Source organism: Blastococcus sp. CT_GayMR20 (genome assembly GCF_004570345.1).
On sequence record NZ_SPQM01000127.1, the window covers coordinates 1 to 12,740 of the forward strand.

Consider the following 12,740-nt stretch of genomic DNA (forward strand, 5'->3'; position numbering starts at 1 on the left):
GGCGGCGACCCTGCTGCTGCCGAACGCCGACGAGGCGCGGCTGCTGACCGGCTGCGCCGATCCGGCGGCCGCTGCGCGCGCGCTGGCCGAGCGGCACGCGGTCGTGGCGGTGAGTCTCGGCGCCGACGGAGCGCTGTGGGCGACCCGGGAGGTGCTGGTGCACCGGCCGGCGCACGAGACGGTCGTCGTCGACACGACCGGCGCCGGGGACGCCTTCGCCGCCGGACTCCTCGCGGCCTGGCTGACCACGCCCGGGGTGGATCCCGCCACCGCACTGGAGGCGGGTCTGGCTGCGGCGGCAGCGGTCGTTCGGCGGCCGGGCGCTCGCTGAGGCGTCAGCCGTCGATGACGTGCCGGGGGCGGCTCTCCAGGACGCGGTCGGGTCGCGCGTCGTACCGGTTGACGTGCAGCCGCTTCTTCGGCGGCCCGTCGTTGGCCATGACGACGGCGATCCAGGGAAGCACCGTGCCCAGGACCGCGAAGATCAGCATGAGCCAGACGATCTGGTAGAACGCCGCGGCCAGCACGATGAAGACGATGCGGATGCCCATGGTGATCGCGTAGCGCTTCTTCCGGGCGGCGTGCTGCTGGGCCATGCTCGGCTGGGCCTCGGTGATCAGCACCGGTTCGGCCTTCCGGGGCCGCGGGAACTGCTGGCTCGAGGCCACGGGCATCCATCCCCTCGCTGGCCGGCTCCGCCCGGGGACGACCCCGTGCCCTGTCCGGTCCGCCGCCCATCGTGCCACCGTGATCGGCGCGATGCTCGTGCCCGGGGCGGCTACTTCGCGGGGGCCTTCGCGGGGGCCTTCGCGGCCTTGGCCGCCTGCTTCTGCGCCTGCTTGAACGCCCGGACCTCGACGAGGGACTCCGGGCCGGTGATGTCGGCGACCGACCGGCGGGCGCCCTCCAGGCCGTAGTCGCCGGCGGCCTCCCGCCACCCTGGGGGCGTCACGCCGTACTGCTTGCCGAGCAGCGCCAGGAAGATCCTCGCCTTCTGCGCGCCGAAGCCGGGGAGCTCGTTCAGCCGCTTCAGCAGCGTGCCGCCGTCGGGGACGCCGTCCCACAGCCCGTCGGCCCGGCCCTCGTACCGGTCGAGCAGCAACCGGCACAGCTCCTGGGTGCGGGCGGCCATCGAACCCGGGTAGCGGTGCAGCGCAGGCGGCCCCTGGAAGGTCCGGACGAGCTCGTCGGGGTCGGCTGCGGCGAGGTCGGCAGCGGAGAGCCGGTCGACCCCCAGCCGGTCGGCGAGCAGCCGGGGTGCCCCGAAGGCGCGCTCCATCGGGAACTGCTGGTCGAGCAGCATCCCGATCAACAGCGCGAGCGGATCGCGGCCGAGCAACTCGTCGGCGGCGGGATCCTGGGCGATGCGGAGGGTCGGCACACCGACGATCCTGCCCCATCAGTTCGCGCAACCGGCCCCGAGCTCGAACTCCTTCGTCGACACACGTGGCCGGTCAACGGCTCGGCGCTGGTGGCCGGTGGACTGCTGAGTGCTGTCCGGACGGCACTCCGCTGGACGGGCCGGACCGACCCGGTGAGGGGCCGAACCGGTGCTCACGCACCTGTTCACTGTGAAGCAGCGGGCAATGCTGTTGGATCACATCCGCGGGACGACGGGAGGCAGCATGGGAGCGGAACCGTTGGGCCGGTTCCCGGCGGCGCGGACATCGGACTGCGACGAAGCGCAGGAAGCGATGGCCGCCACGTTCCTGCCGCTGCGCATGCGGATGCTCGAACGGCCGGGGCCCGGCGGGGTGGGCATGCGGCTGAACGCACTCCGGGTCGGGGACGTGACGGTCGCCTATGCCCGCTTCGGTGGCGCCGTGGAGGTCGCCACGGCCGAGGCCGAGAACTACCACGTGGACCTGCCGATCTCCGGCACCGCCCGCTTCCGTACCGGCCGGCTGCAGTCGGTCGAGGGCACGCCGCGCCGCGCGGCGGTGTTCATGCCAGGGGACTCCGCCGCGATCGACTGGAGCGGGGGCTGCGAACAGTTCTGCCTGATGTTCCCTCGCGCAATGCTGCAGCGGGAGCTGGAGGCGATGCTGGACCGGCCGCTGGCCGAGCCCCTCGTCTTCGCACAGGCGATGGACGTCAGCACCGCCCCGGGTGGGTCCTGGCTGGACACGCTGCGGCTGGTCGAGCGGCAAGCGCGTTACGCGCACAGCCTGCTCGACCATCCCCTGGCTGCGGCCCATCTCGCGCAGACTCTCGCCGCCGGATTGCTGCTCGGCCAGCCGCACAACTACACCGACGCGCTCGACGGTCCGCGCCGCCCAGCCGCCCCGCAGGCGGTGCGCGAGGCGGTCGAGCTCATCGACGCCCACCCGGAAGACCCGTGGACCACCGCGAGCCTCGCCCGCCGGGTGGCAGTGAGCGCGCGAAGCCTGCAGGAGGGGTTCGCGCGGTCCTACGGGGTTCCGCCGAGTGCGTATCTGCGGTCTGTGCGCCTCGACCGGGCGCACGCCGAACTGCTGGCGGCCGACCCGCACACCACCACGGTCGCCAACGTCGCCGGCCGGTGGGGCTTTCTGTACCTGAGCCGGTTCGCTGCCTCGTACCGCGAGAAGTTCGGCGAGAACCCGTCGGCGACGCTGCGCAGCCCGTAGGGCGGCACGGCGACAGGTCCGCGCGAATCGCCTCAAGTTCTGCGCTTTGTGCGTCGACCTCCCCGACCTGCTCCCCTTACATGGATGCCCTCAGCTCAGGAGGAGCTGGGCATCGGATCGCGGTGGTGCCCGGCCGCACGGGGGGGCGGGCACGTGGCCGAGCACGGTGCCGCGGCGCGGGCGGTCGCGGACATCGCCGGGATCATGGACGAGCCGGTGCCCATCGCCGAACGCGCCCGTCGGATCCTGCAGGTGCTCGGCCCCGTGCTGCGCTACGACGCCGCCTCGGTCGCGCTGCGGGACCCCGAGCGGCAGATCCGCATCCCGCTGGCCTCCGCCGGCCACACCGCTGCGCTGCACGCCTACTGGTCCAGCGCGGAGGCCGACGCCGAACTGGCCCAGCTCGGGCTGAACCGACCGGGCCCACCGCTGCTGTCCACCGCGGTGTCGCCGACCGCAGCCGAGACGGTGTACTGGCGCCGCTACCTGGCGCCGGCCGGCTTCCGCGGCGGCCTCGACGCCGCCCTGTTCACCGCCGACGGCGAGCACGTCGGGCACCTGACCGTGCTCACCGAGGCCGGCGCCCGCCCCACCCTCGCCGATCGGGACCTGACCGGCGTCCTCGCCCCCCTGATCGCGCAGGCAGTCGACCCGCTGCCCGCGATCCGCCTGGTCACCGGGATGGTCCCCGACGTCATCGCCGGGGCACTGCTCACCGCGGGAGGCAACACCCTGCCTCTGCCTGGGCTACCCATCGACCCGGTGCTGGCCGCCGGCTCCCCGGTGGTCGCCCAGGTGGTCGAGCGGCTGGCAGTGGGCGACTCGTACGCGACCTTCCTGCACCCTGCGCTGGACGCCGAGGCCGGAGCACTGCTGCGGGTCACCGCGCTCGACTGCAGCAACCAGGACGCCGACCACCTCCGCGCCGCCATCCTGCTCTCCCCGGAACCGGATCTGCACGGCCTCTCCCGGCACGACCTGCGGGTCCTCGGCCTCATCGTGGCGGGCTGGGAGGACGACGAGCAGATCAGTGCAGCACTGAACAGCTCCACCGAGGACGTCGCCGAATCCGCCCGGCGTTGCATGCAGCTGCTGGGCACCCCGTCGCGGACCGCGCTCGCCGTCCGCGCGCTGCGCGAGGGGCTGTTCGTCCCGCAACCCATCCGGCGACGCGCGGCCGGCTGACTCGCTCCCACCTCGGTGGGCGCGGCTGCGTGGCCGGGCGGCGGCCCCTCGTCACGCTTCTGTGGGCGATGTGCTCTCCGGCCGCGGGAAGACGCCGTCGATACCCGCCAGCTGCAGGGCGCGATCGACCGGATGAGAGGCGGCTCGAAGGACCGGGTTCCGGCCGGCCGCGAGGGACGCCTCCGCGCACAGCAGCATGAGGGCGAGCCCCGAGGAGCTGATGAAGGTCACGCTGCCCGCGTCGATCGCGTCGACCACCACCCGCTGACGCTCCTGCGCGTTGGTGAACCGCGTGGCGACGGCGGTGTCGACGTCCCCGCGCAGGCACAGCACCCAGTGGTCGGCCGCTTCGCGCTCGACCGTGATGGATCCCGCAGGTGGCCGCGGTGCCCGCTGCGCGTCCATGAGCGCCCCCTCACCCGCCGTCCGCGTCCGGCGGCACGCTACGCCGCACCATGTCGGGCGGGAACAGCCGAAATACCCGGGTCCGACGTGGCCGGCGGCCCGTTGACGGTCCGTCCCCGCGGGATGGGAAGGATGAGCAGGTGCGCGCGGTAGTGAGCAGGGTCAGTACAGCGGCTGTAACCGTCGAGGGGGCGGTCGTCGGGGAGATCGGTCCGGGACTGCTGTCACTGGTCGGAGTCGGCCGCGAGGACGACGTCCCACGGGCCCACCGGCTGGCCGCGAAGATCCACGAGCTGCGGGTCTTCCCGACCGAGGACGGCGCCCGGTCCGCCGACGACCTCGGGCTGCCGGTCCTCGTGATCAGCCAGTTCACCCTCTACGCGGACACGCGCAAGGGCCGCCGTCCCTCCTGGCAGGAGGCCGCCCCAGGCGAGGTGGCCGAACCCCTGGTGGACGAGGTGGTCGCCGAGCTGCGCCGCCGGGGGTGCACCGTCGCCACCGGGGTCTTCGGCGCCCGTATGCAGGTGTCCTCGGTCAACGACGGACCCATGACGCTGCTGCTGGAGACCTGAGGGCGGGAGCTGAACTACATCGGCGCCATGTGCGTGTTGCAGGTGCAGCGTCTGCGGGTAATGGGGACGTGACGGAACACACTCCCTGTCGGTTTCCTGTGAACGGGGCTGTCGTGGAACACAGGACCCCTGCCGAGCCGTTGTGCAGGGCGTACCACACAGGACAGAAGAGCAAGGGGCCGGTCCGGTCACCCCGGAGCCCCCGCACTTGACGCCTGGATGTTCCACCGTCGCCACCGAGAGGCGGCGGATGCATCCGAACCGAAGGCAAGGACGAAGACCCATCGTGACGCTGCTGCAGTCTTCCCCCAACGACACCCTCGGGGTGCGCTCACCACGGCGTGAGCCCGACACCAGCGGCCTGGTGTCGACCGACCTCGTGCGCGTGTACCTCAACACCATCGGCAAGACCGCGCTGCTCACCGCCGAGCAGGAGGTCGAACTCGCCAAGCGGATCGAGGCCGGCCTCTACGCCGACCGTCTGCTGGCCGAGAAGCCTACCCTCTCGCCGGCCCGCAAGCGGGACTACAAGGCGCTCGCGATCGACGGCAAGGCCGCCAAGGCGCACCTGCTGGAGGCCAACCTCCGGCTGGTCGTCTCCGTGGCCAAGCGCTACACCGGCCACGGCATGACGTTCCTGGACCTGATCCAGGAGGGCAACGTGGGCCTGATCCGTGCGGTCGAGAAGTTCGACTACACCAAGGGCTTCAAGTTCTCGACCTACGCCACCTGGTGGATCCGGCAGGCCATCACCCGCGCGATGGCCGACTCCGGGCGCACCATCCGGCTGCCCGTCCACCTGGCCGAGCAGGTCAACAAGGTGGTCCGCACCCGCCGGCGCATGCACCAGGAGCTGGAGCGCGAGCCGACCGCCGAGGAGCTCGGGCTCGAGCTGGACATGCCCGAGGCGCGGGTCACCGAGCTGCTCGAGTACAGCCGCGACCTGGTCAGCCTCGACCAGACCGTCGGCTCCGACGAGGAGTCCCGCCTCGGTGACTTCATCGAGGACGCCGACGCCGCGGTGGCCGAGGACGCCGTCGCCTTCCAGATGATGAAGGGCGACGTCCGCAACGTCCTCTCCACGCTCGAGGACCGCGAGCGCGACGTGGTGATCCTGCGCTTCGGCCTGGACGGCCACCAGCCGCGCACCCTGGAGCAGATCGGCAAGCAGTTCGGTCTCTCCCGCGAGCGGGTGCGGCAGATCGAGCGCGAGACGATGGCCAAGCTGCGCGACCCGCAGCGCGCCGACGCCCTGCGCGACTACCTCGCCTGATCTGCGAGAACGATCAGGTCACCTGATCACCAGGGGTCCTGGCTCACCGTCGATGGTGAGCCAGGACCCCTCGTGCTGAGCCAGGACGCCGCTAGACCGGGTTGCGCATGCGGCGGGGGCCGGGGTCGACGCGCGCGGTCGGCGGTCCCACGAGCCCGCGGCCGCCGGCGACGACCAGTGAGCGGCCGCCGTGCCAGGGGCTGGGCGGCCCGACGATGACCGGCTCCAGGCGCAGGAGCAGGACCTCGGGCAGGTCGTCGGCCAGCCGGGCGACGCGCAGCAGCAGGTCCTCCAACGCGCCCACGTCGACCGGCTCCGACCCGCGGTAGCCGTCGAGCAGCGGCCAGGCGCGGGGTGCCCGCACGAGCTCGGCGGCGTCGAGGTCGGTGAGCGGCAGCGTGCGATAGGCGCGGTCGCCGAGGAGGTCGGTGGCGACTCCCCCGAGCCCGAAGCTCACCAGCGCGCCGAACGAGGGGTCGTCGACGATCTCCACCACCGTCGCGACACCGGGCGCCGCCATCTCCTGCACGATCACCGGATCCCCGGACGGGATCGCGGCGAACGCCGACCGCACGCTGTCTGCGTCCAGCAGGTCGAGGCGCACGCCGCCCAGGTCGGCGCGGTGCCGCAGCCACGGAGCCGTGGACTTGAGGACGACGGGATAGCCGATCTCGGTGGCGGCCGCGACCGCTTCGTCGGCGTCGGAGACCGTGCGCGTGCCCAGCAGCGGCACCCCGTACGCGGCCAGCAGCGTCATGAGCTCGTCGTCGGTGAGGTCGCGGCCGGCGGGCGCGTCGGCGAGGGCCGAGCGGACCACAGCGCGCCCGGCCGCCTCGTCCACGTCCGGCAGCTCGGGCAGCTCGCCGACCGGGCGGCGCCGCCAGTGTGCGTACTCGGCGACCTTGGCCAGCGCGATCACGGCCCGCTCCGGCGTGGAGTAGGACGGGATGGAGCCCCGCGCCGGGGTGCCGTCCTCGTCGAGGACGGCGAGCTCCGGCGGGATGCCCTCGGTCGAGAGGAAGCTCGCCACGATCGGCTTCTCCGACCGCTGCGCCACCTCGCGCAGCGCCGGGCCGAACTCCTTCGAGCCCGACATCAATGGCGGGAGGAACACCGCGACGACGGCGTCCACGCCCTCGTCGTCGACGGCCGCCTGGAGCGCCACCCGGAAGTCCTCCGGCGTGCCTCCCGCGCCGATGTCGACCGGGTCCTCGGTGGCCAGCTCCAGCCCGCGGTCCAGGACGGCGTCGGCGACGAGCACCCCGATCGCCGTGGAGTTGCCGACGATCGCCACGCGCTTCCCGGCCGGCAGCGGCTGGTGGGCCAGCAGCGTGCCGACGTCGAACATCTGGGCCACCGTCTCGACGCGGATCACGCCCGCGGAGGCGAACAGCGCCGCCACCGACTGCTCCGGCACCGCGACCGACGTGCCGGCCAGCCCCCGGGTGATCTTCACGTGCCGGCCGCTCTTCACCGCGACCACCGGCTTCGTGCGGCCGACGCTGCGGGCCAGGCGCGCGAACTTGCGCGGGTTGCCGAAGCTCTCCAAGTGCAGGAGGACGACCTCGGTGGCCGGGTCGGTGGCCCAGTACTGGAGGAGGTCGTTGCCGCTCACGTCGGCGCGGTTGCCCGCGGACACGAAGGTGGACAGGCCGAGGTTGCGGCTGCGCGCCCGCTCGAGCAGCGCCACGCCCAGCGACCCGGACTGGGCGAAGAAGCCGACCCGCCCGCGGCCGGGGACCATCGGCGCGAGGCTGGCGTTCAGCCGGACCTCCGGGTCGGTGTTGACCATGCCCAGGCAGTTCGGGCCCACGACCCGCATCCCGGACGCGCGGGCGGCGGCGACGAGCTGCCGCTCGGCGGCGAGGCCGTCGGGCCCGGTCTCCCCGAACCCGCCGGAGACGACGACCAGCCCGCGCACGCGCTTGCGGCGGCAGGCCTCCACCACGCCGGCCACCTCGTCCGCCGGAACGGCGAGGACCGCGAGGTCCACGTCGTCGGGGATCGACTCGATGTCGGCGTAGGCGGGCACCCCGCGGACGTGCCGGGCACCGGGGTTGACCGGGTAGACCGGACCGGAGAAGCCGTACTCGAGCAGGTGCCGGAGCAGCGCGTTGCCGATCTTGCCCTCGTCGTTGCTGGCGCCCACGACGGCCACGGACGACGGGGTGAGCAGCCGGGCGATCGACCGCGACTCGCTGCGCTGCTCCCGCTCGTAGGCGACGGCGAGGGCGTCCTCGGTCTGCTCGATCGGGAAGGTCAGGTGGACGACGCCGTCCTCGTAGGAGCGCTCGGCCTGGTAGCCGGCGTCCTGGAAGACGCGCACCATCCTGCTGTTCTGGGCCAGCACCTCGGCGACGAAGTTCTTGATCCCCCGTTCCCGGGCAGCGGCGGCCAGGTGCTCGAGCAGCACCGAGCCGAGGCCCCTCCCCTGGTGCGCGTCCTCGACGAGGAAGGCGATCTCGGCGTCGTCCGTACCGGGATAGCGGTCGAAGCGGCCGACGGCGACGATCTGCTCCCCCAGCAGGATCACGAAGGCCACCCGGTCGACGTGGTCGACGTGGGTGAATCGGTGCAGCTCACGGTCGGAGAGCCGCTTCATCGGGCCGAAGAACCGGTAGTAGCGGGTCTGGTCGCTGCTGCGATCCATGAGGCCGACGAGGCCCTCGGCGTCCTCGGGGCAGATCGGGCGCAGGTGCACCGTGCCGCCGTCCGCGGCGACGATGTCGGCCTCCCAGTGCGGGGGTGGCGTCGGCCGCGTCTCCTCGGCCGTCGACGGGGAGGCGTCCTGCTCGGTGGTGCGCTCAGTCACGTGGGTCGTCCGGATCCAGGCCGAAGTAGGGGAAGGATGCGCGCCGTGTCCGCATCACGGCGCGGTCGACGCGGGACTCGGTGAACGTGTCCCAGCGGGAGAAGCCGGTGTAGCCGCCCTCGGTCATGTGGGTCGGAGGCCGGGCGCGCAGCCCTCGGCTGACCACGTCGTCCCGCCAGGACTGCGGGATCTCGGTGGCCGGGTCGAGCGGGCTGCCGCTGACCTCGGCGAGGAGGTGGGTCCACGCGCGGGGGACGCACCGCACGAGCCCGTAGCCGCCGCCCCCGAGCACGATCCACTTCCCGTCGCAGATCTCGTGGGCCAGGTCGTGCATCGCCTTGTAGCTGGCGCGCTGTCCGTCGACGGTGAGTGCCAGGTCGGCGAGGGGGTCCTCGTGGTGGGCGTCGCAGCCGCACTGGGTGACGATGATCTGCGGCTGGAACGCACGCAGCACGCTCGGGACGACGGCGGTGAACGCGCGCAGCCACGCCGAGTCGTCGGTGCCGTTGGGCAGCGCCAGGTTGACCGAGCTGCCGAGTGCCTTGTCGGGGTCCCCGGTCTCCTCCGGATAGCCGGTGCCCGGGAACAGGGTGAGCGGCGTCTGGTGGACGCTGACGGTGAGCACGCGGGGGTCGGTGTAGAAGGCGGCCTGGACGCCGTCGCCGTGGTGCACGTCGAGGTCGACGTAGGCGATCCGCTCGTAGCCCTGGCCGAGCAGCCACGCAATGGCGACCGCGGCATCGTTGAACACGCAGAAGCCGGATGCCGCGTCGCGCATGGCGTGGTGCAGCCCGCCGGAGATGTTGACCGCGTGCTGCGACGCGCCGCTGTGAACGCGCTGGGCGGCCAGGACGCTGCCGCCGGTGATCAGGGCCGCCGCGTCGAACATGCCCTCGAAGATCGGGTTGTCGGCGGTGCCGAGGCCGTACCCGACGCCGGGCTCGGCGGGCGCGCGCCGGACGGCGTCGAGATAGGCGGGGTCGTGCACGAGCGTCAGCAGGTCGAGGTCCGCCGGGGCCGGCTTGAGCACCTCCAGCCGGTCGGTGGACAGGACGCCGAGGCCGTCGGCCAGCCGCATGGTCAGGTCGAGCCGCACGGGGTGCAGCGGGTGGTCGCCGCCCATCGTGTAGCCGAGGAGGGAGTCGTCCCAGATGACCGCGATCGAGTCGCTCACGGTGCCTCCTCGCCGTTCCCGCCTCCGCGCATCCGCACCCATCCGCGCACGGTCCGGACGCTACCCGTTGCCCGCGGGACCGGACGCCGCCACGACCACCCGTCCGGCTGACCAGCACCGTCGCCCCGCCCCCGTAGACTCGGTTCCGACACGGAGGAGTAGCTGTGAACGACCTCATCGACACCACCGAGATGTACCTCCGGACGATCTTCGAGCTGGAGGAAGAGGGCATCGTCCCGCTCCGGGCACGCATCGCCGAGCGGCTCCACCAGAGCGGCCCCACCGTCAGCCAGACCGTCGCCCGCATGGAGCGGGACGGCCTGCTCACCGTCGAGGGCGACCGGCACCTGCAGCTGTCCGACGAGGGCCGGCAGCTCGCGACGGCGGTCATGCGCAAGCACCGCCTCGCCGAGTGCCTGCTGGTGGACGTCATCGGCCTGGACTACGCCGACGTCCACGAGGAGGCCTGCCGCTGGGAGCACGTCATGAGCGAGGCGGTCGAGCGGAAGCTGCTCACGCTGCTCGGCAACCCGTCGGTGTCCCCCTTCGGCAACCCCATCCCCGGCCTGGACGCCCTGCGGGGCGAGCAGCAGCCGCTGGGCGGGGAGACCTCCGCGGTGCTGGACTCGCTGACCCTGCTGTCGACGTCGGCCACCGCGGAGGGACGGCCCGTCGTCATCCGTCGGATCTCCGAGCAGCTGCAGGAGAACGCCGAGCTGCTGCGCCAGCTGGCCGACCAGGGTGTGCGTCCCGGGGCCACCATGGACGCCCGCCTGGTCGAGGGGACGGTGAGCCTCGACGGCCGGCTGCTGCCGGTCGGGGTGGCCCACCACGTGTTCGTCAGCGCGGTCGACGAGGAGCTGACCCCGCTCGAAGCAGCCCCGATGCTCTGACGGGCTCGACGAGGGAAGGCACCGGCATGACCGACGACACGGACGCACCGGCCGTGCTGGCACAGGACGTCTTCGACGCCGCCCTGCTCCCCCGCCCGGGTGGCCGCGTCCTGCGCGCGCTCCGGCTCGCTGGCGCGTTCGGCGCCCAGCTGCTGCAGCAGCTCGTCCCGTCGCCCTCGGTGCACGACGTGGTCGTCACCCGGCGCTCGGACGGCACGGAGGTCCTGCGCGAGCCCGCCGGGGACCCGCTCAGCGCCGGGGACATGCTCGCCGGCATCCGCCGGGACCTGGCCACCCTCGATCCGGACACGTTCCTGGCCCAGTGGGAGTCGCGGACCAGGGACTGACGGCCGTGGCGACGGGCCGCGGGGACCGTCCTTCTCACTAGGGTGGCCGGGACGACCCAGCGAGCAGGGAGACGACCAGCGGTGAGTCAGCCCGATCCAGCGTCCGGCGACACCAGCGCCCCGCCGAGCGACCCGTTCGCCGACCTCGCCGCCTTCGTGGCGATCCCGCGGATCGGTGCGCTCGCCCTGTCGGCCGACGGTTCCCGGCTGGTGGTGTCGGTCGCGACCCTCGACGCGGAGAAGAAGAAGTGGCAGTCCGCGCTCTGGGAGGTCGACCCGGTCGGCGAGCGACCGGCCCGGCGGCTGACGCGCAGCGCGCCCGGCGAGTCCTCCCCCGCGTGGGCGCCGGACGGCTCGTTGCTCTTCACCTCCGCCCGCCCCGATCCGGCCACCAAGGAGGAGGGCGACCCGAAGCCGGCGTTGTGGAGCCTGCCGCCCGGCGGCGGCGAGGCCCGGCCCGTCCTGACCCGGCCCGGCGGGATCGCCGGCTTCACGGTGGCCGTGGGGTCCGGGGACGTCGTCGTGGCCGCCGGCACCATGCGCGGTGGCTCCGAGGCCGAGGCGGACGAGGAGCGGCGGAAGAAGCGGAAGGATGCCGGGGTCTCGGCGATCCTGCACGAGGCCTATCCGGTGCGGTACTGGGACCACGACCTCGGGCCCGCCGTGCCCCACCTGTTCTGGGCGGGTCAGCTGCCCGCGGAGGAGCCGGCCGAGGGCGGCGAGGCTCTCGAGATCCGTGACCTGACCCCGGAGGCGGCCCCGCCGAGCGGTGCCGGCGAGGAGTTCCGGCTCTCCCCCGACGGCCGCCTGCTCGCGCGGGCCGAGGAGGTGCCCGACGGCCTGGCAGGCCGCCGGTCGCGCATCGTCCTCACCGACACGGCCACCGGCGAGTCGCGTCCGCTCGTCGACGACCCGCTGGCCGACGTGTACGCGGCGAGCTTCTCCCCCGACGGCGGGACGGTGGTCTGCGTCCGCGAGGCCATGTCGACCTACACCGACCCGCCGGACTACACCCTGCTGCTCGTCGACGTGGCCGACGGCACCGCGCGCGAGCTGACCGAGGGCTTCGACCGCTGGCCCAGCGCGCCCCAGTTCAGCGCGGACGGCTCGGCGGTCTACTTCCTCGCCGACGACGACGGCCGGCACGCGATCTTCCGGGTCCCGGCGTCCGGTGGGACCCCCGTCCGGCTCACCGGCGACGGCGCCTACAGCGACCTGCAGGTGGCCCGGGACGGCAGCGCTCTCTACGCGCTCCGCTCGTCCTTCGACTCCCCGTCCGTGCCGGTGCGCCTGGACCCGCAGGCCGAGCTGCAGGACCCGCCCGTGCTGCCCAGCCCGGGGAGCCTGGGCCCGCTGCCCGGGACCGTGCGCGAGGTGCAGGCCACCGCCGCCGACGGAGCGCGGGTGCAGTGCTGGCTGGTGCTCCCGGAGGGAGCGTCGGCCGAGTCGCCGGCACCACTGGTGCTCTGG

General features: G+C 73.2%; 12 protein-coding genes and 1 pseudogene. 8 read left to right on the forward strand and 5 right to left on the reverse strand.

Annotation, left to right across the window (positions count from 1 at the left end; all coding sequences use genetic code 11):
- Positions 1-331: PfkB family carbohydrate kinase (locus E4P40_RS21605; RefSeq protein ID WP_245160494.1), on the forward strand; the 331-nt coding region annotated here is incomplete at its 5' end.
- A gap of 4 nt (positions 332-335) precedes the next feature.
- Here E4P40_RS21605 and E4P40_RS21610 read toward each other — a convergent pair.
- The gene (locus E4P40_RS21610; protein ID WP_209305454.1) at positions 336-668 is read right to left on the reverse strand and encodes a DUF3099 domain-containing protein; all 333 of its coding nucleotides are present in this window, start codon (positions 666-668) and stop codon (positions 336-338) included.
- Positions 669-778: 110 nt separating this feature from the next.
- Positions 779-1,381 carry an HhH-GPD-type base excision DNA repair protein gene (locus tag E4P40_RS21615; protein WP_135160494.1) on the reverse strand — a complete coding sequence of 201 codons (603 nt, stop codon included), beginning with the start codon at positions 1,379-1,381 and terminating at the stop codon, positions 779-781.
- A gap of 313 nt (positions 1,382-1,694) precedes the next feature.
- Between E4P40_RS21615 and E4P40_RS21620 the strand changes: the two genes are divergently transcribed.
- Positions 1,695-2,609, forward strand: a complete 915-nt coding sequence (locus tag E4P40_RS21620; protein ID WP_167762334.1) for an AraC family transcriptional regulator — start codon at positions 1,695-1,697, stop codon at positions 2,607-2,609.
- Positions 2,610-2,693: 84 nt separating this feature from the next.
- Positions 2,694-3,794, forward strand: coding sequence for a hypothetical protein (locus E4P40_RS21625; RefSeq protein WP_135160496.1), 1,101 nt, complete (start codon positions 2,694-2,696; stop codon positions 3,792-3,794).
- 51 nt (positions 3,795-3,845) lie between these two features.
- Here the strand turns inward: E4P40_RS21625 and E4P40_RS21630 are convergent, their stop codons facing one another.
- Complete coding sequence (locus tag E4P40_RS21630; RefSeq protein ID WP_135160497.1) at positions 3,846-4,199, reverse strand: STAS domain-containing protein; 354 nt, start codon at positions 4,197-4,199, stop codon at positions 3,846-3,848.
- A gap of 140 nt (positions 4,200-4,339) precedes the next feature.
- Between E4P40_RS21630 and dtd the strand changes: the two genes are divergently transcribed.
- Together dtd and sigB are read left to right on the forward strand one after the other, a co-directional pair.
- Positions 4,340-4,771 carry a D-aminoacyl-tRNA deacylase gene (dtd, locus tag E4P40_RS21635; protein ID WP_135160498.1) on the forward strand — a complete coding sequence of 144 codons (432 nt, stop codon included), beginning with the start codon at positions 4,340-4,342 and terminating at the stop codon, positions 4,769-4,771.
- A 286-nt stretch (positions 4,772-5,057) separates the two neighbouring features.
- Positions 5,058-6,044 (forward strand): RNA polymerase sigma factor SigB, encoded by a 987-nt coding sequence (sigB, locus tag E4P40_RS21640; protein WP_135160499.1) that lies wholly within the window; start codon positions 5,058-5,060, stop codon positions 6,042-6,044.
- Positions 6,045-6,135: 91 nt separating this feature from the next.
- On the opposite strand, the gene E4P40_RS21645 is transcribed toward sigB, so the two are convergent.
- Positions 6,136-8,856 (reverse strand): bifunctional GNAT family N-acetyltransferase/acetate--CoA ligase family protein, encoded by a 2,721-nt coding sequence (locus E4P40_RS21645; RefSeq protein WP_135160500.1) that lies wholly within the window; start codon positions 8,854-8,856, stop codon positions 6,136-6,138.
- Positions 8,849-10,030: an acetoin utilization protein AcuC gene (locus E4P40_RS21650; protein WP_135160501.1), complete on the reverse strand. Its 1,182-nt coding sequence runs from the start codon at positions 10,028-10,030 to the stop codon at positions 8,849-8,851. The genes E4P40_RS21645 and E4P40_RS21650 overlap by 8 nt, the downstream gene beginning before the upstream one ends.
- A 164-nt stretch (positions 10,031-10,194) precedes the next feature.
- Here E4P40_RS21650 and E4P40_RS21655 point away from each other — a divergent pair, with 164 nt between their 5' ends.
- The 3 genes and pseudogenes from E4P40_RS21655 to E4P40_RS21665 all read left to right on the forward strand — a co-directional run.
- Positions 10,195-10,923, forward strand: coding sequence for a metal-dependent transcriptional regulator (locus tag E4P40_RS21655; RefSeq protein WP_135160502.1), 729 nt, complete (start codon positions 10,195-10,197; stop codon positions 10,921-10,923).
- A gap of 26 nt (positions 10,924-10,949) precedes the next feature.
- Complete coding sequence (locus E4P40_RS21660; protein ID WP_135160503.1) at positions 10,950-11,270, forward strand: hypothetical protein; 321 nt, start codon at positions 10,950-10,952, stop codon at positions 11,268-11,270.
- A gap of 81 nt (positions 11,271-11,351) precedes the next feature.
- Positions 11,352-12,740 (forward strand): annotated as a pseudogene (locus E4P40_RS21665) (PD40 domain-containing protein); the annotation flags it as partial.

Bases quoted from the DNA above. Each gene is read 5' to 3' on its own strand.
- E4P40_RS21630 (WP_135160497.1), bottom strand. From the start codon at position 4,199: ATGGACGCGCAGCGGGCACCGCGGCCACCTGCGGGATCCATCACGGTC.
- E4P40_RS21620 (WP_167762334.1), top strand. From the start codon at position 1,695: ATGGCCGCCACGTTCCTGCCGCTGCGCATGCGGATGCTCGAACGGCCG.
- E4P40_RS21625 (WP_135160496.1), top strand. From the start codon at position 2,694: ATGCCCTCAGCTCAGGAGGAGCTGGGCATCGGATCGCGGTGGTGCCCG.
- E4P40_RS21660 (WP_135160503.1), top strand. From the start codon at position 10,950: ATGACCGACGACACGGACGCACCGGCCGTGCTGGCACAGGACGTCTTC.